The sequence below is a fragment of the Pseudescherichia sp. genome (assembly GCF_031979925.1).
In the GTDB taxonomy this organism is placed as follows: domain Bacteria; phylum Pseudomonadota; class Gammaproteobacteria; order Enterobacterales; family Enterobacteriaceae; genus Pseudescherichia.
In genome coordinates this window covers 399,339-424,974 of the sequence record NZ_DALZFB010000003.1, presented here as the reverse complement: position 1 = coordinate 424,974, position 25,636 = coordinate 399,339, and the positions used below count along the sequence as shown (strand labels likewise).

23 protein-coding genes are annotated in these 25,636 nt (G+C 56.7%); 5 read left to right on the top strand and 18 right to left on the bottom strand.

Features of this window, described 5'->3' with window-relative positions; genetic code table 11:
• The first annotated feature begins 48 nt into the window (after nt 1-48).
• Nucleotides 49-1,314 (top strand): dicarboxylate/amino acid:cation symporter, encoded by a 1,266-nt coding sequence (locus RTM13_RS08275; RefSeq protein ID WP_312211595.1) that lies wholly within the window; start codon nt 49-51, stop codon nt 1,312-1,314.
• Between the two features lie 24 nt (nt 1,315-1,338).
• The gene (locus tag RTM13_RS08270) at nt 1,339-2,997 is read left to right on the top strand and encodes a class I fumarate hydratase (RefSeq protein WP_312211594.1); all 1,659 of its coding nucleotides are present in this window, start codon (nt 1,339-1,341) and stop codon (nt 2,995-2,997) included.
• On the opposite strand, the gene RTM13_RS08265 is transcribed toward RTM13_RS08270, so the two are convergent.
• The 9 genes from RTM13_RS08265 to sdhC all read right to left on the bottom strand — a co-directional run bounded on the left by RTM13_RS08265 (nt 2,980) and on the right by sdhC (nt 13,774).
• Nucleotides 2,980-3,900 carry a LysR substrate-binding domain-containing protein gene (locus RTM13_RS08265; RefSeq protein WP_312211593.1) on the bottom strand — a complete coding sequence of 307 codons (921 nt, stop codon included), beginning with the start codon at nt 3,898-3,900 and terminating at the stop codon, nt 2,980-2,982. The genes RTM13_RS08270 and RTM13_RS08265 overlap by 18 nt on opposite strands.
• 204 nt (nt 3,901-4,104) lie before the next feature.
• Entirely contained in the window at nt 4,105-4,974 is an 870-nt protein-coding gene (sucD, locus tag RTM13_RS08260; RefSeq protein ID WP_144813515.1) for a succinate--CoA ligase subunit alpha, read from the bottom strand.
• Nucleotides 4,974-6,140: an ADP-forming succinate--CoA ligase subunit beta gene (gene sucC / locus RTM13_RS08255; RefSeq protein WP_103819820.1), complete on the bottom strand. Its 1,167-nt coding sequence runs from the start codon at nt 6,138-6,140 to the stop codon at nt 4,974-4,976. The genes sucD and sucC overlap by 1 nt, the downstream gene beginning before the upstream one ends.
• An 85-nt stretch (nt 6,141-6,225) precedes the next feature.
• Nucleotides 6,226-7,452, bottom strand: a complete 1,227-nt coding sequence (odhB, locus tag RTM13_RS08250) for a 2-oxoglutarate dehydrogenase complex dihydrolipoyllysine-residue succinyltransferase (protein WP_312211592.1) — start codon at nt 7,450-7,452, stop codon at nt 6,226-6,228.
• 14 nt (nt 7,453-7,466) lie between these two features.
• Nucleotides 7,467-10,274, bottom strand: a complete 2,808-nt coding sequence (gene sucA, locus RTM13_RS08245; protein WP_312211591.1) for a 2-oxoglutarate dehydrogenase E1 component — start codon at nt 10,272-10,274, stop codon at nt 7,467-7,469.
• Between the two features lie 257 nt (nt 10,275-10,531).
• Nucleotides 10,532-11,248, bottom strand: coding sequence for a succinate dehydrogenase iron-sulfur subunit SdhB (sdhB, locus tag RTM13_RS08240; RefSeq protein WP_312211590.1), 717 nt, complete (start codon nt 11,246-11,248; stop codon nt 10,532-10,534).
• Between the two features lie 14 nt (nt 11,249-11,262).
• A complete protein-coding gene (gene sdhA, locus RTM13_RS08235) occupies nt 11,263-13,029 on the bottom strand; it encodes a succinate dehydrogenase flavoprotein subunit (RefSeq protein ID WP_312211589.1) in 1,767 nt (588 codons plus the stop codon).
• Entirely contained in the window at nt 13,029-13,376 is a 348-nt protein-coding gene (gene sdhD, locus RTM13_RS08230) for a succinate dehydrogenase membrane anchor subunit (RefSeq protein WP_042392134.1), read from the bottom strand. The genes sdhA and sdhD overlap by 1 nt, the downstream gene beginning before the upstream one ends.
• Entirely contained in the window at nt 13,370-13,774 is a 405-nt protein-coding gene (gene sdhC, locus RTM13_RS08225; RefSeq protein WP_312211588.1) for a succinate dehydrogenase cytochrome b556 subunit, read from the bottom strand. Before sdhC ends, sdhD begins: the two co-directional genes overlap by 7 nt.
• Before the next feature lie 638 nt (nt 13,775-14,412).
• Here sdhC and RTM13_RS08220 point away from each other — a divergent pair.
• Nucleotides 14,413-15,699: a citrate synthase gene (locus RTM13_RS08220; protein ID WP_312211587.1), complete on the top strand. Its 1,287-nt coding sequence runs from the start codon at nt 14,413-14,415 to the stop codon at nt 15,697-15,699.
• A 42-nt stretch (nt 15,700-15,741) separates the two neighbouring features.
• Here RTM13_RS08220 and nei read toward each other — a convergent pair whose 3' ends face one another.
• From nei to RTM13_RS08175, 9 genes are all read right to left on the bottom strand, one after another.
• The gene (gene nei, locus RTM13_RS08215; RefSeq protein ID WP_312211586.1) at nt 15,742-16,533 is read right to left on the bottom strand and encodes an endonuclease VIII; all 792 of its coding nucleotides are present in this window, start codon (nt 16,531-16,533) and stop codon (nt 15,742-15,744) included.
• Nucleotides 16,534-16,550: 17 nt separating this feature from the next.
• A complete protein-coding gene (gene pxpA, locus RTM13_RS08210; protein WP_312211617.1) occupies nt 16,551-17,288 on the bottom strand; it encodes a 5-oxoprolinase subunit PxpA in 738 nt (245 codons plus the stop codon).
• The gene (pxpC, locus tag RTM13_RS08205; RefSeq protein WP_312211585.1) at nt 17,278-18,210 is read right to left on the bottom strand and encodes a 5-oxoprolinase subunit PxpC; all 933 of its coding nucleotides are present in this window, start codon (nt 18,208-18,210) and stop codon (nt 17,278-17,280) included. The genes pxpA and pxpC overlap by 11 nt, the downstream gene beginning before the upstream one ends.
• Nucleotides 18,204-18,860 (bottom strand): 5-oxoprolinase subunit PxpB, encoded by a 657-nt coding sequence (pxpB, locus tag RTM13_RS08200; protein WP_312211584.1) that lies wholly within the window; start codon nt 18,858-18,860, stop codon nt 18,204-18,206. Before pxpB ends, pxpC begins: the two co-directional genes overlap by 7 nt.
• A 15-nt stretch (nt 18,861-18,875) precedes the next feature.
• Nucleotides 18,876-19,619, bottom strand: coding sequence for a type 2 GTP cyclohydrolase I (locus RTM13_RS08195; RefSeq protein ID WP_312211583.1), 744 nt, complete (start codon nt 19,617-19,619; stop codon nt 18,876-18,878).
• 9 nt (nt 19,620-19,628) lie between these two features.
• The gene (phrB, locus tag RTM13_RS08190; protein ID WP_312211582.1) at nt 19,629-21,047 is read right to left on the bottom strand and encodes a deoxyribodipyrimidine photo-lyase; all 1,419 of its coding nucleotides are present in this window, start codon (nt 21,045-21,047) and stop codon (nt 19,629-19,631) included.
• A gap of 12 nt (nt 21,048-21,059) precedes the next feature.
• Nucleotides 21,060-22,016 carry a 2-thiouracil desulfurase family protein gene (locus RTM13_RS08185; RefSeq protein ID WP_312211581.1) on the bottom strand — a complete coding sequence of 319 codons (957 nt, stop codon included), beginning with the start codon at nt 22,014-22,016 and terminating at the stop codon, nt 21,060-21,062.
• 89 nt (nt 22,017-22,105) lie between these two features.
• Nucleotides 22,106-23,050 carry a CAAX protease gene (locus RTM13_RS08180; protein WP_312211580.1) on the bottom strand — a complete coding sequence of 315 codons (945 nt, stop codon included), beginning with the start codon at nt 23,048-23,050 and terminating at the stop codon, nt 22,106-22,108.
• A gap of 264 nt (nt 23,051-23,314) precedes the next feature.
• On the bottom strand, nt 23,315-23,521 hold the full coding sequence (locus tag RTM13_RS08175; protein WP_312211579.1) for a YbfA family protein: 207 nt from the start codon (nt 23,519-23,521) through the stop codon (nt 23,315-23,317).
• A 333-nt stretch (nt 23,522-23,854) separates the two neighbouring features.
• Here RTM13_RS08175 and kdpF point away from each other — a divergent pair, with 333 nt between their 5' ends.
• Nucleotides 23,855-23,944, top strand: coding sequence for a K(+)-transporting ATPase subunit F (gene kdpF, locus RTM13_RS08170; protein ID WP_042392117.1), 90 nt, complete (start codon nt 23,855-23,857; stop codon nt 23,942-23,944).
• Nucleotides 23,944-25,623 (top strand): potassium-transporting ATPase subunit KdpA, encoded by a 1,680-nt coding sequence (kdpA, locus tag RTM13_RS08165; protein WP_312211578.1) that lies wholly within the window; start codon nt 23,944-23,946, stop codon nt 25,621-25,623. The genes kdpF and kdpA overlap by 1 nt, the downstream gene beginning before the upstream one ends.
• Nucleotides 25,624-25,636 lie beyond the last annotated feature (13 nt).

Below are 25,636 nucleotides of genomic sequence, written 5' to 3'. Positions count from 1 at the left end.
GAAAACCTAATCTTTGCGCTACCAGCGCCTCAATCCGATGGAGTGAAAATGAAGTCGAAAAGCTTAACCACGATGATTATCGCGGGTCTGGTACTGGGTATTATTGCCGGATTTATTATTAATACTGTAGCCACGGCAGAGACAGCTAAGACCTACTCACAGGACATATCTATATTGACCGCAATATTTCTGCGGCTAATTAAAATGATCATCGCGCCGTTAATTATCTCAACCCTGGTGGTTGGGATTGCAAAAATGGGCGATGCAAAAACGCTGGGGCGAATTTTCTCTAAAACTCTGCTCCTGTTTATTTGCGCCTCGTTGATCTCCATTGCCTTAGGCCTGGTTATTGTCAATATTTTCCAGCCGGGTGACGGAATTAACTTTGTTGCCCACGATGCTGCCAGCGTGGCGGCGCTGAAGTCTGAGCCATTTACCTTTAAGGTTTTTATTTCACACGCTATTCCCACCAGCATCGTTGACGCTATGGCCCGCAATGAGGTGCTGCAGATTGTCGTCTTCTCTATCTTCTTAGGCTGCGGACTGGCCGCTATTGGTGAAAAGGGTGCCCCCATTGTCCATGTGCTGGACTCGCTGGTTGAGGTCATGCTCAAAATTACCGGCTACGTTATGCTGTTTGCCCCCTTCACGGTGTTTGCCGCTATCTCCGCCATGATCGCAGAACGCGGGCTGGGCGTGCTGGTCAGCGCCGGGATCTTTATGGGCGAGTTCTATATGACCCTTGGACTGCTGTGGGTCATCCTGATCGGGGCTTCCTTCGCCACTATTGGTCCCTGCGTTCTCCGCTTAACCAGAGGGATCTCTGAACCTGCCCTGCTGGCGTTTACCACCTCCAGCTCGGAAGCGGCCTTTCCCGGTACGTTGAAGGCGCTGGAGAAGTTTGGCGTCTCGCCGAAAATTGCCAGCTTCGTTCTGCCGATTGGTTACTCATTTAACCTCGTCGGCTCGATGGCCTACTGCTCCTTCGCCACTATTTTTATCGCTCAGGCGTGCAATATTCATCTCAGCATGGGGGAGCAGATCACCATGCTGCTTATTTTGATGCTGACCTCGAAAGGCATGGCCGGGGTGCCGCGCGCCTCGCTGGTGGTTATCGCCGCCACCCTCAACCAGTTCAATATTCCGGAAGCCGGGCTGATTTTATTGATGGGTGTCGATCCCTTCCTCGATATGGGCCGCTCTGCTACCAACGTAATGAGTAACGCAATGGGTGCTGCACTTGTTAGCCGCTGGGAGGGTGAACATTTTGGGGAGGGATGCCGTGGCAAAGTGTCGCAGCTGGCGCGGTTATAATAAACAGATTAATGAGAAACCATTATGAGTAAACCTTTTATCTGGCAAGAACCTTTTCCTCGTGATAAAGACTCAACCGAGTATTATCTGGTTAGCGACCAACATGTATCGGTCAACGAAGCAGATAATAAAACGCTAATTACCGTCGATCCAAAAGGATTAACGCTGCTGGCGAAGCAGGCCTTTTATGAAGCCTCTTTTTTCTTGCGTACCGCGCATATTAAGCAGGTCGCGTCGATCCTGCACGATCCTGAGGCCAGCGACAACGATCGCTATGTTGCCCTGCAGCTACTGCGTAATGCCGAGGTGTCGGCCAGGGGGATCCTCCCCAACTGCCAGGATACCGGCACTGCGACCATCGTAGCCGAAAAAGGAGAGTCGATCTGGACCGGCTGCAACGATGCCGAGGCGTTAAGCCAGGGGATCTATGAAACCTTTCAGGAGCACAGCCTGCGCTATTCACAAAACGCACCGCTGGATATGTACACTGAGGTAAACACCGGTACTAACCTGCCCGCGCAAATTGATATCGCGGCAACCTCAGGGGACGAATATCAGTTTCTGTTTATCAACAAGGGCGGCGGCTCGGCTAACAAGGCAGCGCTGTTTCAGGAGACCAGATCTATTCTTGCTCCGGAAAAACTCATCCCCTTTTTAGTGGCCAAAATGCAGGCGCTTGGCACCGCTGCCTGCCCGCCATACCATATCGCTTTTGTTATTGGTGGCACCTCCGCCGAGCAGGCCCTGAAGGTGGCCAAGCTGGCTTCGACCAGGTATTACGATACGCTGCCCACCAGCGGCAACGAGCTTGGCCGGGCGTTTCGCGATTTGCACCTGGAGACAACGCTGCTTAACGCCAGCCGGGAGCTGGGCATCGGTGCGCAGTTTGGCGGTAAATATTTTGCCCACGACATCCGGGTAATTCGTCTGCCACGTCACGGCGGTTCGTGCCCGATTGCGCTGGCCCTCTCCTGCTCCGCTGACCGTAACATCAAAGCTAAAATCAATCGCCACGGGATCTGGCTGGAGAAGCTGGAGCGCGATCCGGGACGGTTTATTCCCGACAAGCTGCGTGTGCCTCGCCACACGAACGAAATCAGAATCGATCTGAACCGACCGCTAAATGAAGTCATGACCGAGCTGTCACGCTATCCGGTGGGGACACGCGTCTCCCTGAGCGGTCCTCTGATTGTCGCCCGGGATATCGCCCATGCCAAACTGAAGGCCCGGCTTGACGCAGGTGTGGCCCTGCCCGAGTACATGAAGAACTATATTGTTTACTACGCTGGCCCCGCCAGGACGCCGGAGGGGGGCATCTCAGGATCGCTGGGGCCAACAACCGGTGGCCGGATGGACGGTTATGTGGATGCCTTTCAGGCCGCTGGCGGAAGTCTGGTGATGCTATCGAAAGGCAACCGCAGCCAGCAGGTGACCGACGCCTGCGCCAGACACGGCGGTTTTAGTCTGGGCAGCATCGGTGGCGCAGCGGCGCTGCTGGCACAGGAGTACGTCAGGAGTCTGCGCTGCGTAGAGTATGCCGAACTGGGCATGGAGGCGGTGTGGATGATGGAGGTAAAAGATATGCCTGCTTTTATCCTGGTAGATGATAAAGGCCATAATTTTTACCAGCAGTTTGAGCAGCATCACTGCTGTCACCGCTGCCCGTCACAAAGCCTGAAGTAGCGCATGCCGCTCGACCGCTGACTTTTTCAGTAGCCAGTCGCGGAAGAGCGGCATTCCGCCTGACTCCACGCCGTTGTCCCGCCAGGTCAGAATAAAGCGATTGCCGGTACGCATGGGCATATCACACGGAATGACCATGCTGCCGTTATCGAGATCGTGCTGGACAGAAAAGCGCGGCAGCAACGCGACGCCCAGCCTCGAGTGAACGGCCGCAATCAGCATCGAGATAAGGTCAAAACGCGGCCCCTGCTTTACTCTGGGACTGCTGATACCGGAGAGGGAGAACCACTCGGCCCAGCTCTCAATACGCGTGCTCTGATGCAGTAGAGTAAAGCTATCCAGCAGCCGTTCGACCGTTATCCTCCTTCCGGCGTAGCCCGGTAACGTTCTGCTGCAAACCGGCAGTAGCTCCTCTTCAAAGAGATAGTCGACCCGAGCCAGTGGGAGGCAGAAATCCTCCCGCATGATGGCCGCATCATAGTCGCGATTAAGAAAATCCCCTACGCTGGCGAGCGAGTTAATATTTACTACGACATCGGGATAGCTTTTATTAAATTCACCAAGCTTTGGAATAAGCCAGTGGGTGCTCAACGTAGGATTAACCGCCAGCTCTACTACCCGTGATGTTGGCTGCCAGGTCATAATAGCATGCGTGTCACGCTCAAATTTATTTAATGTATCCCGCACCATGTCGAGATAATATTTCCCCGCTTCATTGAGGAAAATACGTTTTTTGGCATGGCTAAACAGCTCGATATTAAGAAACGCCTCCAGCGCTGCCATCTGGCGAAACACAGCGCTCTGCGTCAGCGCCAGCTCCTCTGCCGCACGAGTGTAGCTCTCATGGCGTGCTACGGCCTCAAACGTGATGAGTAGTTCTGTTTTCGGTAACTTCCCACGCATACCGCCTCCCTGCTATTTTTGGGCGATATCCTATCACTTCTCATCACTACGCCCGCATGCTTAGCAAAAATATTCGCTATATCGTGATCGCTATCTATTATTTCCAGACACACATTTGAGAAAGATATAATATTTCAAAAAACATTTGTGTCGACAATAAAAAAGGCCACCATGCGGTGGCCAACCATGTCGAGATTTTTTTATTTACTTAATAATAGATTTCAGCGCTTCGCCAATGTCTGCCAGACTACGCACGGTTTTCACACCTGCGGCTTCCAGCGCAGCAAACTTCTCGTCCGCCGTGCCTTTACCACCGGCGATGATCGCCCCTGCGTGGCCCATACGCTTGCCTTTCGGCGCGGTCACGCCAGCAATGTAGCCGACAACCGGCTTGGTCACATGATCTTTGATGTAAGCAGCCGCTTCCTCTTCTGCGCTACCGCCGATCTCACCGATCATCACGATCGCTTCGGTCTGCGGGTCGGCTTCGAACAGCTTCAGAATATCGATAAAGTTAGAGCCTGGGATCGGGTCACCGCCGATACCGACGCAGGTAGACTGGCCGAAGCCGTAGTCGGTGGTCTGCTTAACCGCTTCATAGGTCAGCGTACCGGAGCGGGAAACGATGCCCACTTTACCCGGCTGGTGAATATGGCCCGGCATGATGCCGATTTTGCACTCGCCTGGGGTGATCACACCCGGGCAGTTTGGTCCGATCATGCGCACGCCAGCTTCGTCGAGCTTAACCTTCACCGTCAGCATATCCAGCGTCGGGATACCTTCGGTAATGGTGATGATCAGCTTAATGCCTGCATCGATCGCTTCCAGAATCGAGTCTTTACAGAACGGAGCCGGAACGTAGATGACGGTGGCAGTTGCGCCAGTCGCTTCTACCGCTTCGCGCACGGTGTTGAACACCGGCAGGCCGAGGTGCGTGGTGCCACCTTTGCCTGGGGTTACGCCGCCAACCATCTGCGTACCATAGGCGATGGCCTGTTCTGAGTGGAAAGTCCCCTGGCTACCGGTGAAACCCTGGCAGATAACCTTCGTATTTTTGTCGATCAGAATGGACATTATTTCCCCTCCACTGCGGCAACAACCTGCTGTGCTGCGTCCGTCAGACTTTTCGCTGCGATAATGTTCAGGCCGCTGTCAGCCAGTTTTTGTGCGCCCAGTTCGGCGTTGTTACCTTCCAGACGAACCACGACCGGAACGTTAACACCAACTTCTTCCACCGCGCCGATGATGCCGTCGGCAATCAGGTCGCAGCGCACGATACCGCCGAAAATGTTAACCAGTACGGCTTTCACTTTATCGTCGGAGAGAATGATTTTGAACGCTTCGGTTACGCGCTCTTTGGTCGCGCCGCCGCCTACGTCAAGGAAGTTCGCCGGTTCGCCGCCGTGCAGCTTAACGATGTCCATAGTACCCATCGCCAGGCCCGCACCGTTAACCATGCAGCCGATGTTGCCGTCGAGAGCAACGTAGTTCAGCTCCCACTGTGCCGCCTGGGATTCACGGGCGTCTTCCTGAGAGTGGTCGCGCATCTGGCGCAGATCCGGCTGGCGGAACAGCGCGTTGCCGTCAGCGCCCAGTTTGCCGTCGAGGCAGATCAGGTCGCCCTGTTTGGTGATCACCAGCGGGTTAATCTCGATCAGCGCCAGGTCGCGCTCAAGGAAGATGGTCGCCAGGCCCATAAAGATTTTGGTGAACTGCTGAACCTGCTTACCTTCCAGGCCCAGTTTAAACGCCAGCTCGCGTCCCTGGTACGGCATTGGGCCGGCCAGCGGATCGAGGGCCACTTTGTGGATCAGGTGCGGGGTCTCTTCCGCCACTTTTTCAATTTCCACGCCGCCTTCGGTAGAGGCCATGAAGACCACGCGACGGGAGCTGCGGTCAACTACCGCGCCCAGGTAGAGCTCTTTATCGATATCGGTCGCGGCTTCCACCAGGATCTGGTTAACCGGCTGGCCGTTGGCATCCGTTTGATAGGTTACCAGACGCTTGCCCAACCAGTGCTCGGCAAACGCGCGGATCTCTTCTTTGCTGTTAACGACTTTAACGCCGCCCGCTTTACCGCGGCCACCGGCGTGCACCTGGCACTTAACTACCCACGGGCCGCTGCCGATTTTAGAGGCAGCTTCTTCTGCTTCGCGGGGCGTGTTGCAGGCATAGCCTACCGGCGCGGGTAAACCGTAGCGGGCAAACAGCTGTTTTGCCTGGTATTCATGTAAGTTCATCTGTTCCGTCCATTTTTCAGGTAATCGTCAGGTCATGCTTTTATAGGCCCGGCGAACAACGCGCCGCCGGGCAAGAGTCCGATAACTACACGTCCAGCAGCAGACGGGTCGGATCTTCCAGCAGCTCTTTGATGGCGACCAGGAAGCCTACCGATTCACGGCCATCAATCAGACGGTGATCGTAGGAGAGTGCCAGGTACATCATCGGCAGAATTTCTACTTTGCCATCGACCGCCATCGGGCGATCTTTGATCGCGTGCATACCCAGAATGGCGCTCTGCGGCGGGTTGATGATCGGCGTGGACATCAGCGAGCCGAAGACGCCACCGTTGGTAATGGTGAAGTTACCGCCGGTCAGATCTTCAACGGTCAGCTTGCCGTCACGGCCTTTCACCGCCAGCTCTTTGATGCGTTTTTCGATTTCAGCCATGCCCAGCGCATCGACGTCACGCAGCACCGGGGTCACCAGGCCGCGCGGCGTAGAGACCGCCATACTAACGTCGAAGTAGTTGTGGTAGACCACGTCGTCGCCATCAATGGAGGCGTTAACTTCCGGATAGCGTTTCAGCGCTTCAACGACGGCCTTCACGTAGAAGGACATAAAGCCCAGACGGATACCGTGACGCTTCTCGAAGGCGTCGCCGTACTGCTTACGCAGGTCCATGATTGGCTTCATGTTGACTTCGTTGAAGGTGGTCAGCATCGCGGTGGAGTTTTTGGCCTCCAGCAGACGCTCGGCCACGCGCTTGCGCAGACGGGTCATCGGCACGCGTTTTTCTGAACGGTTGCCCGCCACAGGCGTAACGGCAGGTGCCGCGTCGGCAGCCGGGGCTTTCGCCTCTGTTGCCGTTGAAGATTTCGCCAGGTGCTTCTCAACGTCTTCGCGAGTCAAACGGCCACCAACGCCGGTGCCTTTAATCGCGTTGGCATCGAGGGTGTGCTCGGCCAGCAGACGACGGATCGCCGGGCTTAACGCCTCGTTGTTCTGCTCTTCGAGAGACGCCTGCTGACGCTGAGCCGGAGTCGACTCTTTGCTTTCAGATTTCGCGCTGCTCTCTTTACCGTTGCTGTTGCCTTCACGCAGGCGGCCAAGGATCTGGCGTGAGGTCACGGTGGTGCCCTCATCTTCCAGCACTGCATCAAGAATGCCGTCCGCTGACGCCGGTACTTCCAGTACCACTTTATCAGTTTCGATCTCTACCAGAACTTCATCACGTTGGACGCTATCGCCCGGTTTTTTATGCCAGGTCGCCACGGTCGCATCGGCTACGGACTCAGGCAGGTCGGGAACAAGAATATCTACGCTACTCATTATTTATCCTTTAATTAATCGACGTTCAGCGCGTCGTTAACCAGATCTTGCTGCTGCTTCTGGTGAACGGACATATAACCTACCGCCGGAGAGGCAGAGGCCGGGCGGCCTGCGTAACGCAGAGCAGACCCAAACGGAATGACTTCACGGAAATGATGCTGGCTACAGTACCATGCGCCCTGGTTCAGCGGCTCTTCCTGGCACCAGACAAAATCATGTACGTGGGCATAAGGTTTTAACGCTTCCTGCACCGACTGGTGCGGGAATGGATACAGCTGTTCGATACGCACAATGGCGACATCTTTCTGGTCGTTCTTACGGCGCTGCTCCAGCAGGTCGTAATAAACCTTACCAGAACAGAGGACAACGCGCTTAACCCCTTGCGGATCAAGATCGTCGATCTCACCGATGGCCGGCATAAAGGTGCCGTTTGCCAGCTCGTCCAGCGTCGACACTGCCAGCGGATGACGCAGCAGGGACTTCGGCGACATTACCACCAGCGGACGGCGCATACCGCGCAGCGCCTGACGACGGATCATGTGGTAAACCTGCGCCGGGGTGGACGGCACGCAAACCTGCATGTTCTGCTCGGCGCAGAGTTGCAGATAGCGCTCCAGACGTGCGGAGGAGTGCTCCGGACCCTGACCTTCGTAGCCGTGCGGCAGCAGCATCACCAGACCGCACATACGGCCCCACTTCTGCTCGCCGGAGGAGATGAACTGGTCGATCACCACCTGCGCTCCGTTAGCGAAGTCACCAAACTGCGCTTCCCAGATGGTCAGGGTGCGCGGCTCGGCGGTAGCATAGCCATATTCAAACGCCAGCACCGCCTCTTCAGAGAGCACGGAGTCCCAGACGCGGAAGGTACCCTGCGAATTATGGACGTGGTGCAGCGGCGTATAGGTGGAGCCGTTGGACTGGTTATGGATCACCGCGTGACGGTGGAAGAAGGTGCCACGACCGCTGTCTTCACCGGACAGGCGCACCGCAATGCCCTCATCTACCAGCGTCGCGTAGGCCAGGTTTTCCGCGCCGCCCCAGTCGAAGAGCTTCTCGCCTGCGGCCATCGCCTGACGGTCGCCGTAGATTTTCGCTACGCGGGACTGCATTTCGATAGCGTCGGGTACGGTACTGATACGCTTCGCCAGCTCCTGGACGCGCTTCATCTCTACCTTGTTCGGGTAGCTCTCGTCCCACTCGTGGTTCAGGTACGGAGACCAGGTAAAGGAGTGCATGTTCATTGGACGCCACTCTTTTACCACGCACTCACCAGCGTCAAGCATGTCGCGGTAGACGTTCACCATCTCGGTGGCATCTTCCAGCGTTGCGACCTTCTCCTGCTCCAGACGGTCGGCGTAGATTTTACGCGGCGTCGGGTGCTTTTTGATCTTCTGGTACATCAGCGGCTGGGTTGCGCTTGGCTCGTCGGCTTCGTTATGGCCGTGACGGCGGTAGCACACCAGGTCAATAAAGACGTCGCGCTTAAAGGTGTTACGGAAATCCAGCGCGAGGCGAGTCACGAATGCCACTGCTTCAGGATCGTCAGCGTTAACGTGGAAAATCGGTGCCTGTACCATTTTACCGATATCGGTACAGTACGGCGTGGAACGCGCATCGAGCGGGTTAGAGGTGGTGAAGCCCACCTGGTTGTTAATGACGATGCGCACCGTGCCGCCCACTTCGTAGCCGCGGGCTTTGGACATATTCAGGGTTTCCTGCACCACGCCCTGGCCAGTTACTGCCGCATCGCCATGAATGGTGATCGGCAGAACCTTGTTGCTGCTCGGCTCGTCGAGGCGATCGAGACGCGCACGCACGGAGCCCATTACTACCGGGCTGACGATCTCCAGGTGCGACGGGTTAAACGCCAGCGCCAGGTGAACTAAACCACCCTCGGTTTCGATATCGGAGGAGAAGCCCATGTGGTATTTCACATCGCCGGTACCGAGATGTTCTTTATGCTTGCCCGCAAACTCGTCGAACAGATCCTGGGTCTTTTTACCCAGCACGTTAATCAGGACGTTGAGACGACCGCGGTGCGCCATACCCAGCACCACTTCACGCGTGCCGCTCTTACCTGCGTGGCGGATCATCTCTTTCAGCATCGGGACCAGCGCGTCGCCGCCCTCCAGCGAGAAGCGTTTCGCGCCCGGGAATTTCGCTCCCAGATAGCGCTCCATCCCTTCCGCCGCCGTCAGCTCGCTGAGGAAGCGTTTTTTCTCTTCGGCGCTAAAGGCTGCGCGGCCCGCCACGGACTCAATCCGCTGCTGGATCCAGCGCTTCTCTTCGGTGCTGGTGATATGCATATACTCAGCGCCGATAGAGCCGCAGTAGGTCTGCTTCAGCGCGGCGATCAGCTCGCCCAGCGGCATGGTGTCTTTGCCAAAGGCAAAGGAGCCGATGTTAAAGCTCTGCTGCAGATCGGCTTCGGTCAGATCGTGATAGGCCGGGTCGAGATCGGCAACGCGATCCTGTTTCCACAGTCCCAGCGGGTCAAGGTTCGCCTGCTGGTGGCCACGGAAGCGGTAGGCGTTGATGAGCTGCAGGACTTTAACCTGCTTAACGTTGGTATCAGGATCGGAGAGTGAGGAGGTGTAACGTGAGGCATCCTTCGCCAGACGACGAAAATAATCACGTGTTTTGGAATGAAATTGATCCGGTTTAACTCCCGTGCCAGGTAACTCCTGGAACATGGAACGCCAGTTTGCGTCTACCGAATCAGGATCGGTTAAGAAGTCTTCATAGAGCTGTTCTATCCAGCTCTGGTTAGACCCAGAGAGGTAAGAAGAGTCCAGCCAGGCTTTCATTGCGCCGTTCTGCATCGTGATCCCTTAAGCATTTTGTATGCTTACTTCGCCGTGGATAACTACAACGTACACCTAATAGCGCACGTACCGGGGTTCACAAGCGAGCTCTCTGGCCCGCGAAGGAACCTTTAAAAACTGTCTGTCAGGCAGTTTTTAAAGATCTCCTGCACTTTGTCACTCTGTTAGCCCAGTGGCGCTACGCTTACCGGGCCTACATGTTGCGTAGGCCGGATAAGCACAGCGCCATCCGGCGTTACTGCTTAAGCACTATTTTATGCACTACGCTGTAAAAGCATCGACTTAATATGGCCGATGGCGCGCGTTGGGTTCAGACCCTTCGGACACACGCTGACGCAGTTCATGATGCTATGACAGCGGAATACGCTGAAAGCATCGCTCAACCCGTCGAGACGGCTCTCGGTTTCGGTATCGCGGCTGTCGATCAGGAAGCGATACGCAGCCAGCAGACCGGCCGGGCCGATGAACTTGTCCGGGTTCCACCAGAATGACGGACAGGAGGTGGAACAGCAGGCGCAAAGAATACACTCATACAGCCCGTCGAGCTTCTCACGCTGCTCTGGAGCCTGTAAGTGCTCGCGAGCGGGTGGATTTTGCCCATTATTCAATAAGTAAGGCTTAATCTTCTCATATTGTGCATAGAATTGCCCCATGTCTACCACCAGATCGCGAACAACCGGCAATCCAGGCAGTGGACGGATGACAATTTTCTTCTTGCCGTTGCCCAGCGCCGAGATTGGCGTGATGCAGGCCAGACCGTTTTTGCCGTTCATATTCAGGCCGTCGGAGCCACAGACCCCTTCACGACAGGAGCGACGGAACGCCAGGGTAGGATCCTTCTCTTTCAGCTGGATGAGGGCATCCAGCAGCATCATATCCCGACCCTCTTCCCCTTCCAGGGTGTAGTCCTGCATACGCGGAGCGTCGTCGACATCCGGGTTATAACGATAGATTGAAAATTCGATTTTCATTTTCCGGTCTCCGCTTAGTAAGTACGAATCTTCGGCGGGAACGCCGGACGCAGTTTAGGCTCCATGTTCACGCTGCGGCGCGTCATGGATTCCGATTCAGGCAGATACAGGGAGTGGCAGAGCCAGTTTTCGTCATCGCGCTCCGGGAAGTCGAAGCGGCTATGCGCCCCACGGCTCTCGGTACGGAAGTTCGCTGATACCGCCGTGGCGTAGGCGGTCTCCATCAGGTTATCCAGCTCCAGGCACTCAACGCGCTGGGTGTTGAACTCGCTGGAGGTGTCATCCAGGCGGGCATTTTTCAGGCGCTCGCGGATGGCCTTCAGCTGCTCCAGCCCCTTCGCCATCGCATCGCCTTCGCGGAATACGGAGAAGTTGTGCTGCATACACTCCTGCAACGCTTTGCGGATGGTCACCGGATCTTCACCATCGCGGTTGTTGTTCCAGCGGTTCAGGCGCGCCAGCGAGGCGTCAATTTCGTCGTCGGTAGCATCACGCAGCGCACCCTGCTCGGCGATAGACTCCTGCAGATGCAGACCAACCGCGCGACCAAATACCACCAGGTCCAGCAGCGAGTTGCCGCCGAGACGGTTCGCGCCGTGTACCGATACGCAGGCGATCTCGCCCACGGCAAACAGCCCTGGCACCACCACATCTTCACCCTCGGCGTTGACGGTCAGCGCCTGGCCGGTGACTTTAGTTGGGATACCGCCCATCATATAGTGGCAGGTCGGGATCACCGGGATCGGCTCTTTCACCGGATCGACGTGGGCAAAGGTACGGGAGAGCTCAAGGATACCCGGCAGGCGGGATTCGAGAACCTCTTTACCCAGGTGATCAAGCTTCAGCTTGGCGTGCGGACCCCATGGGCCGTCGCAGCCGCGGCCTTCACGGATCTCGATCATGATGGAGCGCGCGACCACGTCACGGCCCGCCAGATCTTTGGCGTTCGGCGCGTAACGCTCCATAAAGCGTTCGCCGTGCTTGTTCAACAGGTAGCCACCTTCACCACGGCAGCCTTCGGTGACCAGAACGCCCGCACCGGCGATACCGGTTGGGTGGAACTGCCACATTTCCATATCCTGCACCGGCACGCCCGCGCGGATCGCCATCCCGACACCGTCACCGGTGTTGATGTGGGCGTTGGTGGTGGACTGGTAGATACGACCCGCGCCGCCGGTAGCCAGCACCGTGGCACGCGCTTTGAAGTAGACCACTTCCCCAGTTTCGATGCACAGGGCGGTACAGCCGACCACCGCGCCATCGGCGTTTTTCACCAGATCCAGCGCATACCACTCAGAGAAGATGGTGGTTTTGTTTTTCAGGTTCTGCTGATAAAGGGTATGCAGTAGGGCGTGGCCGGTCCGGTCCGCCGCCGCCGCAGTACGTGCCGCCTGCTCGCCGCCGAAATCTTTCGACTGGCCGCCAAACGGACGCTGATAGATGGTGCCATTCTCCAGACGGGAGAACGGCAGGCCCATGTGGTCCAGCTCGAGGATCGCTTCCGGGCCAGTTTTACACATATACTCAATGGCGTCCTGGTCACCGATGTAGTCGGAGCCTTTCACCGTGTCATACATGTGCCATTCCCAGTTGTCTTCATGGGTATTGCCCAGCGCCACGGTGATACCGCCCTGCGCAGAGACCGTATGGGAACGGGTTGGGAAAACTTTAGACAGCAGCGCACAGCTCTGGCCGCTTTGGGAAATTTGCAGTGCCGCGCGCATACCTGCGCCACCCGCACCAATTACAACCGCATCAAATTCTCTGACTGGCAGTTTCATTACACACCCCACACCACAACGAATCCATAAATAACGTATACCAGCAGCGCCACGACGGTGAGCAGCTGTAACCCAAGGCGCAGCGCCGTGGATTTAACGTAGTCAGTAAACACCTGCCACATGCCAATCCAGGTGTGGATTAACGTGGAAACCAGCGCCAGCAGGGTAAAGACTTTGGTAAAGGCGGAGGAGAAAAAGCCCGTCCAGGCTTCATAGGTTACATCGCCCGTGATGGCGAAAAACCCGACCATATAGATGATATACAGCGTCAGAACGATTGCGGTAGCGCGGACCAGAATGAAGTCATGTACGCCGTTGCGTCCTAATGCGGAGGCGTTGCTTACCATACGAGGACTCCTGCGAGAATTGAAAGCACGACAGTGATAGCAATAGCAATATAGGCTGAACGTTGACCTGCGGCGAAGGTTTCTTCCAGATAGCCGACATCCATCAGCATGTGGCGAATACCGCCGACAGCGTGATAGGCCAGCGCGGTGAGAATGCCCCACATGATGAACTTAACGAAAAAGCTATCCATGATGGCGGAGGCGTTATGGAAGCCCTCTTCAGAGGAGAGCGACAGGCCCAGCAGCCACAGCAGAATGCCGATCGCCACGAAGGTGATGACGCCGGACACGCGGTGGAGGATGGACGCTATAGCCGTAACAGGGAACCGGATCGTAGTGAGATCCAGATTGACAGGTCTTTGTTTCTTAGCATTTTTTATCATGAATAACGCCCACATGCTGTTCTTATAGTTTCCTTCCTCCGGTCTGCAGGCGGGTCAGACAGCGTCCATTTGTATAACTGCTCGTCATGCAAAATTTCATGCTTTCGTAGGCTAAACGACGCATTACAACGCTGGTGGCTCGGGACGGCAGGGTATTCCGGAGACCTGGCGGCAGTATAGGATGTTCACAAAATCATTACAATTAACCTACATACACTTTGTCGGGTTTTATGCTGAACAGTGAGCTCCATCACGATACCAACATATTTTTAATTTTTTACCATGAGATTTGACAAAACTTAAACATTATTGTTACAAACGTCAGCGGAAAAGTCATATAATTCGTAAAAGTTATGGGGTCTCTCTTTCACCTGAGAATTAGTTATGTAACAGTGAGAAGGATTGACCGACGTTATCAGGACAGTTATTAGTGATATACAGGTTTGACAAATTCGGACTGTAAAAAACCTGATTTGCTGATTTTTCACGGTATTTTAATGTTTGCCTGCTAGCGCTTATCGCTCTGTACCCTGCTCTCTCTGCTCAACAGAGCCACGCGCCAAATAACAAACTGGTAACATTGATTTTCTGTATGAATGCAAATCCGGCTTCTTCCCTACAGTCTTAAGCATAAGGCGCTAAGGAGACCGTAAATGGCTGATAAGAAAGCTACCCTCACCTACAATGGTGGCGATGCTATTGAACTGGATGTGCTACAGGGCACGCTCGGTCAGGACGTTATTGATGTCCGTACACTCGGCTCAAAAGGGGTATTCACTTTTGACCCAGGTTTCACCTCCACCGCATCCTGCGAATCTAAAATCACCTTTATCGACGGTGACGAAGGCATTCTGCTCCATCGCGGCTTCCCGATTGACCAGTTGGCTACCGACTCAAACTACCTGGAAGTGTGCTACATCCTGCTGAAGGGTGAGAAGCCAACTCAGGCCGAGTTTGATGAGTTCAAAACTATCGTCACGCGTCACACCATGATCCACGAGCAGATCACCCGTCTGTTCCACGGCTTCCGTCGCGACTCCCACCCGATGGCGGTGCTGTGCGGCGTGACCGGTGCGCTGGCGGCGTTCTATCACGACTCGCTGGACGTGAACAACCCGCGCCACCGCGAGATTGCTGCGTTCCGCCTGCTGTCTAAAATGCCAACCGTAGCAGCAATGTGTTACAAGTACTCGATCGGCCAGCCTTTTGTTTATCCGCGTAACGACCTCTCCTATGCGGGCAACTTCCTGAACATGATGTTCTCTACCCCGTGCGAGAAGTATGAGGTTAACCCGGTGCTGGAACGCGCCATGGACCGCATCCTGATCCTGCACGCCGATCACGAGCAGAACGCCTCCACCTCTACGGTACGTACCGCTGGCTCGTCAGGCGCTAACCCGTTTGCCTGTATCGCGGCGGGTATCGCCTCCCTGTGGGGACCGGCGCACGGCGGCGCGAACGAAGCGGCACTGAAGATGCTGGAAGAGATCAGCACCGTTGAGCACATTCCGGAATTTGTGCGTCGTGCCAAAGATAAAAACGACTCTTTCCGCCTGATGGGCTTTGGTCATCGTGTTTATAAAAACTATGACCCACGCGCCACCGTGATGCGTGAAACCTGCCATGAAGTGCTGAAAGAGCTGGGAACCAAAGACGATCTGCTGCAGGTGGCGATGGAGCTTGAGCACATTGCGCTCAACGATCCGTACTTTATCGAGAAGAAACTCTACCCGAACGTCGATTTCTACTCCGGCATTATCCTGAAAGCGATGGGTATTCCGTCATCAATGTTTACCGTGATCTTCGCGATGGCGCGTACCGTTGGCTGGATCGCCCACTGGAACGAAATGCACGACGACGGCATCAAAATCGCCCGTCCGCGCCAGCTCTACACCGGCTACGAACAGCGCGATTTCAAATCCGAGCTGCAGAACCGCTAAGCTGCTCTTCTGATCTGCCCGGCGGCGCTAAGCTTGCCGGGCCTATTTTTGGCACCCCGGACACCAATAAAACGGTCTTGATGACAGGGTTGTCTTCTCGATAACTCCCCCGCAGCGACTGCATTTCTTTCCTGCCCGATGAAACACGTTAAAGCGAAACAGTGCCCCATGGTGGCGCTTCTCATTGACCTTGCCGCGAGTGCGGTAGGAGAGACGCGGCACCTCTAACAGCGCGCTGGCCAGGGCATCCAGCTGCATCTCGCTGAGATCGGCCGCGCGGTGAGTGGGTGCCAGCTCGGTGGCCCAAAGAATTTCGATCCGCAGATAGTTACCCAGCCCGGCGAGAAAAGCCTGATCCAGCAGCAGGCCGGAAAACTGACGACGGCGGAAACGGGGAGAGGTCAGCCGCTCCCGGACCGTCGCTATGTCCAAATCAGAATCGAGCACGTCCGGCCCTACGCGCTGTAGAAACGGATGGGTAGCCAGCTGCTCCGGGGTCAGCATCTCAATATCCGAGGCGCTGTAGAGCAGAATAGCTTTATCGGCGACGGCCAGTTTGACCCGCAGGATGCGCGTTGTTTGCGGCTCCTCGCCCGCCTTCACGACTCGCCAGACGCCATAGAGCTGGTTGTGGCTGTAGAGGGTCATGCCGCCAGAGAAATGCGTCAGCAGCGCTTTACCACGCGTTTCGATACGTTCAACGTACTGCCCGGCGAGCTGCGACTCCCAGGGCTTCAGATGTTCATAGGCAAACCAGGCTTCGGTTAGCGGTTTGCCCTGGATGGCTTTTTCAAGGCTGTCCGCTGCCCGGCGGATCTCGGGGCCTTCCGGCATACGCTCTCCTTATTCAATTAACTGGCGGTGACGGTGATATGCCTGGCGGCAAAGGCCTCCCGCAGGCTGCGGGCAAAGGCCAGGGCGTGCTCGCCGTCGCCGTGCAGGCATACCGTCTGAGCGTTGACCTTTGTCCACTGGCCCTGAATGCTTTTCACCCGCCCGGCCTGCACCATCTCCAGGGTTTGCGTCAGGGCCTGGGCTTCATCGCTAATCAGCGCCCCCGGCTGCGCGCGCGGCACCAGCGATCCGTCGCTTATATAGCCCCGGTCGGCAAAGACCTCTTCCCGAGTTTGCAGACCGTAACGCTCCCCGGCGCGGATAAGCTCGCTGCCCGCCAGCCCAACCAGAATCAAATCGGGATCGCAGGCGTGCACCGCTCGGGCAATCGCATCGGCGAGAGCCGGATCCTTCGCCGCCTGGTTATAAAGCATGCCGTGCGGCTTAACGTGCCTCATCGTCCCGCCTTCAGCGTGCACGATCGCCGCCAACGCCCCCGCCTGGTAGAGGGTTTGCGCATAGACGGTCTCCGGCGGCAAAGTCATCGCCGTACGGCCAAAATTCTGCCTGTCGGGAAAGCTGGGGTGCGCGCCCACCGCTACGCCGTTCTTCAGCGCCTCGCGGACGCAGGTCAGCATGGTTTGCGCATCGCCCGCGTGAAAGCCGCAGGCGATGTTGGCCGAGGAGACCAGCTGTAGCAGAGCGCTGTCGCTGGCGCTCCCCTCCCCGAGGTCGGCGTTGAGATCAATCGTCAGCACGCAGACCTCGCGCCAGCTGGTCAAGGAATAGCCGCTGCTCGCGGCGGGCACGGAGCGCATCCTCCAGGGTACAGGGAACAAGGTGGATAGGATCGCCAAGACGAATCTGTCCCAGGTGATACATGTCCGCCTCGATAATGCAGGCGATACGCGGATAGCCGCCGGTGGTCTGGGCATCATTCATCAGCACGATCGGCTGGCCGTTATGCGGGACCTGGATCACGCCGGGAACCAGACCGTGGGAGAGCAGCTCCCGCTCTTCACGCCGCTTAAGCTGCGGCCCCTGAAGACGGTAGCCCATGCGGTTACTCTGCGGGCTAAGCTGCCAGGGCAACCGCCACAGGGCCTCCTGCGAGGCGGTATCGAACGACTGGTACTCCGGCCCCGGCAGGGCGCGAATGCGGTTACCCCACAGGAGCTGCTTCACCCCCTGCGGGCCAGAAAAGCGGCGCTCGCAGGCGCGGATCGGCAGCCGATCGCCATCCTGCAACAGCCGTCCGGCAAAGCCACCGATACCTACCTTCAGGTCGGTGCTGTAGGATCCCATCACCTCAGGCACATCGAAACCGCCCGCTACCGCCAGGTAGCTGCGCATCCCATGCCGGGGGCGTCTAAGCACCAGTCTTTGACCAGCGCGGGCCTGATGCCGCCATCCGGTCCACACCGCCTTACCGTCCAGCGTCGCGTCGCAGCCCGCACCGGTGAGGGCAAACCAGCCATCATGGTTGAACTCAAACTCGCTCTGGCCAAGCGTCATCTCCAGAGCCGCATCGTCGGCGGCGTTACCCACCAGCGCGTTGGCAATCTCCAGCGCTGGGGCATCCAGTGCGCCGCAGTAGCTGATGCCGGACTGGCGCAGCCCCTTGCGTTTACCGCCCTGCACCGAGGTGTACATCCCGGCGCGAATCACCGTCAGCATACGCCCTCCTTCTGCGGAACAAAGCGCACCCGGTCGCCGGGGCGCAATAGTACGGGATCGTTGTTATCAGGATCGAACAGCGCCAGCGGCGTATGGCCAATTAGCTGCCAGCCCCCCGGCGTTGCCAGGGGGTAGATCCCGGTCTGCTCTCCGCCGATACCCACCGAACCGGCGGGTACAGAGAGGCGCGGCTCTGCCCGGCGCGGCGTATGCAGCGCCTCCGGGAGGCCCCCCAGATAGGGGAAGCCCGGCTGGAAGCCGAGGAACCAGACCACGTATTCGGTGGAGGCATGCAGCTCAACCACCTGCCTTTCGCTAAGACGGCTGTGCTCTGCCACCACGGGTAGATCCGGCCCCGCCGCGCCGCCGTAGACTACCGGGATCTCAATAAAGCGCGACTCAGGCTCCAGAGCCTCGCTCTCCTCCCACCAGCGCTGTAGCCGCTCGATGGCGTCCAGCGCTCTCTCCTGCGGATCCGCCAGCACAACGGTGACGTTGTTCATACCGGGGATCACATCGACAACATTGGGCATTTCGACCACCCGCTGGGCCAGTCGCCAGATACGCTTCTGGCTGGCCATGGTGACCGGAGGCTCAAGCTCCAGAACCACGGCGGTCTCACCTAACAGATAACAACGCGCTCGCTGCACTTAGTCCCCCTTGCATCATGCCGGATTGGGAATATCGATAAAGGTAACGTCTAAATCCGTATTTTCGGTCAGCCACTCGCTGAGCGCGCGGATGCCGCCGCGTTCGGTGGCGTGATGCCCCGCCGCGTAGAAGTGCAGCCCCTGCTCCCGGGCGCTGTGGATGGTCTGCTCGGAGACCTCGCCGGTGATAAAGGCATCGACGCCGAAACGGGCGGCGCTGTCGATAAAGCTCTGGCCGCCGCCGGTACACCATGCCACGCGGCGGACTTCAGCTGGGCCGGTATCGCCGCTCCACAGCGGTCGACGGCCAAGCCGGGCTTCGATCCACGACGCCAGCTCGAGGCCAGGCACCGGCATCGCCAGCTCGCCCCAGGGCACCAGCGGCTCAATTTCGCCTTTCACGGTAATGCCTAACAGCGCCGCCAGCTGAACGTTATTACCCAGCTCCGGGTGGGCATCCAGCGGCAGATGCCAGCCGTAGAGGTTGATATCGTTGGCGAGCAGGGCCTTGAGGCGATTGCGCTTCATGCCGCGAATGGTAGGCGACTCCCCTTTCCAGAAGTAGCCGTGATGGACGATGATCGCATCGGCCTGCTGGCGGATTGCTTCATCGATCAGCGCCTGGCTGGCAGTTACGCCGGTAATAATTTTTCGTACTTCATCACGTCCCTCGACCTGCAGGCCGTTGGGGGCGTAGTCACTGAAGGTCGCGCTGTTAAGCTTGTCATTAATCAGGCGTTCCAGTTCGGTGTTGTTCATCATCCCTCTCTACGATTTTCTTGCGGCTTCATACGCGGCCAGGGTGGCCGTGCGGGCCTGTTTATGATCGACCACCGGGCGGGGATAGTCCAGCGTCACGCCCTGCTTATCCGCCCATGCCCAGGGATCGTGCAGCGATGCCTCAGGCACCTCCGCCAGCTCGGGTAGCCACTGGCGGATAAACTCGCCGCGCTTATCAAACTTTTCGCCCTGGGTAGTGGGGTTAAAGATGCGAAAATAGGGCGCGGCATCGGTACCGGTTGATGCCGCCCACTGCCAGCCGCCGTTGTTGGCGGCCAGATCGCCATCAATAAGCTGAGAGATAAAATAGCGCTCTCCGACGCGCCAGTCGATCAGTAAGTCTTTCACCAGGAAGCTGGCGGTAATCATCCGCAGGCGGTTATGCATCCAGCCGGTATTATTCATCTGCCTCATGGCCGCATCGACAATAGGGTAGCCGGTGCGCCCCGCCTGCCAGGCCTGCAAATGTTCCGGATGATTTTGCCACTGCACGCGTTCGGTCCAGGGGATAAAGGGTCGATGCTTGCAGAGATCGGGATACCAGGTCATCAGATGACGGTAAAAGTCGCGCCAGATAAGCTCATTCAGCCAGACCGCGCCCGCACCGCCGTTCAGCGCCTCGGGCTGCTCCGCCAGCAGCCGATGCAGGCACTGGCGCGGAGAGATGACGCCCAGCGCCAGGCAGGCCGAGAGCCGACTGGTCGCATCAAGCGCGGGAAAATCACGCTGGGCCTCATACTCCCCTACTTCGTTCCGGCAAAACTCGCGCAGCCGCTCAACCGCCGCCTGCTCAGTCGCCGGAAAGAGGCTGGCATCGAAATTGTGCTGTGGGTAGTTGAGAGTAAGCGGCTCCAGCGCGTCGCTTAGCGCCCCGCCTTCACGCACGGCGGGTGCAGGCACGCACTCAGGTAGATCCTCCCGGAGCCTGCGTAGAAAAGCGTTTTTATAGGGAGTAAAGACTTTATACATCTGCCGATCGCCGGTCATCACGCTGCCGGGGGCAAGCATAACGCTGTCATCCAGCCCCTGAAAGGTGACATCAGACAGCGCCCGCTCAACGGCAGCATCGCGCTGACGTTCGTTAAGTTCGTACTGATAGTTGTAGAAGAGGTGCGTAACGCCGTGCTCCTCGCAAACCTTTTTTACCGCCCCCACGCTGGCGTCAAAATCATCTACCTCGACGAACAGCAGCGGGATCCCCTTTTCCGCCAGCCCCTGCTGAAGACTGTGAAGATGGGACTGCATAAACGCCGCCTGCCGCGCCGCCATCTCGTGCTTCTCCCACTGTTTAGGAGTCGAGATAAAGAGTGCCAGCACGTTCGCGTGGCGATCGCGGCAGGCGGCAGCGAGGGCAAGGTTATCCTTCACGCGAAGATCCGCGCGAAACCAGACCAGATGGGTGGTCATACAGCTCCTGAATTAATGTCCGTAACGAAGGCGCAGCGTCTCTGGCCACGGGTCAAAGTAGCGTTGCCCGGCGAGATATGCATCGGGGAATTCGGCCATGTAGTGCTTGAGCAGCGTCACCGGGGCGAGCAGCGGCTGGGTGCCCTGCCGATAGCGCTCAATGAGGGAGGACAGCTCCTCGCGCTGACGGGCATTAAGCTGCTTACGGAAGTAGCCCTGGACATGCATCAGCACATTGGTGTGGTTGCGGCGGGTGGCCTGGTGAGAGAGCAGATCCATCAGCCGCTGGCGATACTCAACAAACCACTCATCGAGAGATTCCCACTCGTGAATGGCTGCCACAAAGCGTCCCAGCTCGCGGTACTTGGGTTGGGAGTGGGCCAGCAGCAGAAGCTTATAGCGGCTGTGATAGGCGATCAGCTCCCCGCGCGTCAGTCCACGCTCGCGTACGCCGTTAAGTTCGTGCAGGGCGTAGATACGCTCAACAAAGTTTTCCCGGATCAGCGGATCGTGCAGGCGGCCATCCTCTTCCACAGGCAGCCAGGGGTACGTTTGCATTAATACTTCGGTATAGATCCCGCGCCCGGCCTTGCGGTTGTTTTTGCCATCGGCATCGTAGACGCGCACCCGCTCCATGCCGCAGCTGGGCGATTTTGCACAGACGATGTAGCCGCAGAGATGCTCGAACTGGCTGACACGCTTTTGCGCATAGTCATGCATCGGCTGAGTCAGATCGCCCTCTCGCCCGTCGCTAAAGCGCAGCGCCTTTTCACCTTCTGGCATTTTAACCAGCCGCAGTGCAGGACGGGGAACCGGCAGGCCGATGGCCATCTCCGGACAGACTGGCTCAAATCGAACTAACGACGACAGCTCTTCCACGGCAAAGGCCAGTCGCTTATGCCCTCCGTCAAAACGCACGGTCTCCCCTAACAGACAGGCACTGATGCCAACAGGGATTTTCTCACTCATAGCGGCTCCTTATAGACTCTCTGTAAGTGTAGCCGGAGTGAGAAGGAATTCGCGATGGTTATACCAAGAAGCAAACAAATAAATGCCGCTTATCTAAGTTGATAAAATATGCACGCCTGCTTTTTAAGCATAAGCGGTACTGAAAACTTCCCATACCCGGTCTGTTGAAGAAGTTTGTCGAGAACAGCGGTATCAGCTTCACACACGCCAGGATAATCGAGGTGTGTATACATTCTTAACTCTTCGACGGAACATACTCTTCGCGCACTGGTAAACAGGCCCCAGGCATCTAATGCTTTATATGTAGCCGGGCTTATAGATATTATTAGTTTCTCAATAAGGTTAATTTTTTCTCGTATTGATTCAATTGCTGTTTGCACATCAACGCTTTTGGATTTGATCCAGATACAGTCATGGTGAAACAGCCTGTTTCTGTAATCCCTAATCTCTTTTAAGAGATTAAGCACTTTGCGACGCGCTTCAGTAGGACGATGGTCAATGACGCTAAGCCTTCTGAACGCTTTTGTCAGGGATAGTGGCCAGAGATAGAGGTGCTTATCTGGATTAAGGTCGGTATGCCATGCCTCAAGCAGTACCGCTTCCCAGGTACTGAACGTAGTGGCAGCAATAATATCATCATGTCCAAACGTAAGGGGTGAAGAGGTAACTTGTGACGGCCTGTCAAATCCTAAGCGTGCCGCCTCTCTGTTTTGCCACCTTTTTCTTAACGTCAACTCAGCGTTCCGAATACCCTTAATAAATTTAGTATGATTATCTTTAGTGGAATCATAGCGAATAATAGTCCACCAATATTCACCGAATCTCTCTTTTGCTGCCTTATCGATTGAATTACGCAATATGAGCTCAAGCTGTTGAAGGAGAGGATAAAGCGAAGCTGCTGCGTTTTGTAGCCAGATAGTAAAGCCGTATATTTCTATTGGGGAGTGTATGTTAAAGGTTCGGTCAATTGTCGCTAGCCGTGCTGGGGATAATAAAGAAAGAATGGGTGCGTAATCCGGTATGCTTCCTGGCATATTCGCTCCTGCTCCTGGTGGTAATAGTGTTTTTTCAGACCGAGCTCTACATAGCCTCACAGTTGACCGGCTTATCACTCTGCGCTAATCTGCCTTCATAACGTTAGCCAGTGCCGAATCATCCCCCATGCTGCATGGGTTCTAGTGAAAGCATATCAGGCAAAAGTTTTGAAAACCCCGGCTCTGCTGGGGTTTTTCACTTTCCGTGCATAAAAAAACCGCCCCGAAGGGCGGTTTGCTTAGTTGCTGTGTGGGCTTTGCCCTTTAATAAAAATCGCAGGTCACTTTTTCGGCCTGATCCATCCACACCGGCTTGTCGCTGGTTTTCGCCCAGACGCGGTGCAGATAGCTATAAAAACGGGCGCGATCTTTCCAGAACAGCATAAACGGCAGCGCCGCTATGCCTGCCACAACGGCAAAAACGCGACGGGCAACGATCACATGTGCTGGATAATCTTGATATAAAGACATACGTTCTCCCCCTTTTTACCCCGTCATCCTTCACGAGGCTGACGTGTCGGCAATGTTCACCGGAAAAATCAATTAGCTTTGCTGGTTAAAATAGTACCGCTTTGTCGGTAATTTTACTACTCATCCGACCACTATTTTTTCACCGTTGCGCTGATATTTACATTTCTCCCGTAGGAAAGTTACAAAACAGTTAAATTAATACTAAACATTAGTTAAATTGTGCCTTTGTGATTTTTATACTTTTTTTACATCCGCCCCGCCAATTTTTGCAAAATCTTTGCGCCGAAAAACCTACCTTCACTGCACATCCTAAGAACACCACGGAGGTGGAGTATGAGTGCAGGCGTGATAACCGGTGTGGTACTGGTTTTCCTGTTATTGGGCTATCTGGTTTATGCCCTGATTAACGCGGAGGCCTTCTGATGGCGGCGCAGGCGTTTTTACTGATAGCCAGCTTTTTACTGGTGCTGTTTATGCTGGCGCATCCACTGGGGACGCTGCTGGCGAGGCTGATCGCGGGCCGATCCCTGCCGGGCACGGCCACGCTCGAGCGTGGCCTCTGGCGCATAACCGGCATTCAGCCGCAGGAGATGACGTGGCGTCACTATTTGCTGGCGATCCTCGCCATCAATCTGCTCGGCGTGCTGGCTCTGTTTCTAATCCTGACATTTCAGGCGCAGCTGCCATTTAACCCACAGCAGTTGCCTGGGCTGTCGTGGCATCTGGCCCTGAACACCGCCGCGAGCTTTGTGGCGAACACCAACTGGCAATCCTATAGCGGCGAGAGCACGTTGAGCTACTTCAGTCAGATGGTCGGCCTGACGGTGCAGAACTTTCTCTCTGCGGCCAGCGGGATGGCGGTAATCTTCGCGCTTATTCGCGCGTTTTCCCGCAAAAGCGTCAACACCCTGGGCAACGCCTGGGTAGATATTACCCGTATTACCCTGTGGGTGCTGCTACCCCTCTCTCTGCTGCTGGCGCTGATTTTTATCCAGCAGGGGGCGCTGCAAAACCTCAATGCATACCAGGCCTACACCTCGCTGGAGGGCGTTAAGGGTCTGCTGCCGATGGGGCCGGTCGCGTCTCAGGAGGCGATCAAGATGCTGGGGACCAACGGCGGCGGCTTCTTTAACGCCAACTCCGCCCATCCGTTTGAGAACCCGACGGCGCTAACCAACTTCCTCCAGATGCTGGCCATTTTCCTGATACCCACCGCGCTCTGCTTCGCCTTCGGTAAGGCGGTCGGCGACCGCCGCCAGGGCCACGCTATTCTCTGGGCGATGGCGATTATTTTTGTCATCTGTGCCGGGCTGGTGATGTGGGCCGAGCTAAACGGCAACCCGCATCTCCTGACGCTGGGAGCGGACGGCACCGCCAATATGGAGGGGAAAGAGAGCCGCTTTGGCATTCTCGCCAGCAGCCTCTTTGCGGTGGTCACGACTGCCGCCTCCTGCGGCGCGGTCAATGCGATGCACGACTCCTTTACTGCCCTGGGAGGCATGGTGCCGCTGTGGCTGATGCAGATTGGCGAGGTGGTCTTTGGCGGGGTCGGCTCGGGCCTCTACGGCATGCTGCTCTTTGTGCTGCTGGCGGTATTTATCGCCGGGCTGATGATAGGCCGCACGCCGGAGTACCTGGGGAAAAAGATCGACGTGCGGGAGATGAAGATGACCGCGCTGGCGATCCTCGTGACTCCTGCGCTGGTGCTGCTCGGCACGGCGCTGGCGATGATGACCGATGCCGGACGTGCAGGAATGCTCAACCCTGGAGCCCATGGCTTTAGCGAGGTGCTCTACGCAATCTCGTCAGCGGCCAACAACAACGGCAGCGCCTTTGCCGGTCTCAGCGCCAATACCCCGTTCTGGAACTGTCTGCTGGCGTTCTGCATGTTTGTTGGCCGCTTCGGCGTGATCGTGCCGGTGATGGCCATCGCCGGATCGCTGGTGATGAAAAAAAGCCAACCCGTTAGCCCCGGTACGCTGCCTACTCACGACGCGCTGTTTGTCGGCCTGCTGATCGGCACCGTGCTGCTGGTGGGTGCCCTGACCTTTATCCCCGCGTTGGCCTTAGGCCCAATCGCGGAACACCTTTCCTTACGCTAAGCCTGGCGGGAGC